At 38.9% G+C, this 574-nt stretch carries 1 protein-coding gene; it reads left to right on the forward strand.

All coding sequences use genetic code 11. The features are described from left to right. Nucleotides 1-29: 29 nt before the first annotated feature. Nucleotides 30-574, forward strand: a 545-nt coding sequence (dapF, locus tag ACFIO3_RS15285) for a diaminopimelate epimerase (protein ID WP_375704805.1), incomplete at its 3' end; no start/stop codon positions are given.

A 574-nucleotide genomic window follows, 5' to 3' on the forward strand; every position in this document is an offset into this window, starting at 1 on the left:
TAAGTAATCATTAGAAATAGAGAAGTTTCATGAAAACGCCATTTAGCAAAATGGACGGTCTTGGAAATCAAATTATTGTTGCGGATATGCGTGAAAGCGCACATGCTTTTACACCACAAGCAATCCTTGCTTTATCGGTAGATCCCGAAATGCATTTTGATCAAATCATGGCTATCCACACACCAACCCAGAAAAAAGCCGACTTCCGCATCGAAATATGGAATGCTGATGGTTCAAAAGCTAAAGCTTGTGGCAATGGTACCCGCTGTGTTATTGCATGGCTCACAGACCGTAATTTTGGTGAAAATTTTCGTTTAGAAACTCCTGCTGGCATTATTGAAGGAAAACGCCAAACCGGCGATCTTATCTCTGTTGATATGGGATGCCCAAATTTCAATGCAAAAGAGATGCCTGTTTCACGTGAAATAGTTGATACCAATCACGTAGAAATTACGGCTGGTCCTCTAAAAGATGCTTGCCTTATATCCATTGGCAATCTCCATGCTATCTTTTTTATTGAAAATGATATTCAACATTTTCCTTTAGAAAAATATGGACCAAAACTTGAACATGA

This window comes from Bartonella sp. AD328YNZD (assembly GCF_042196425.1).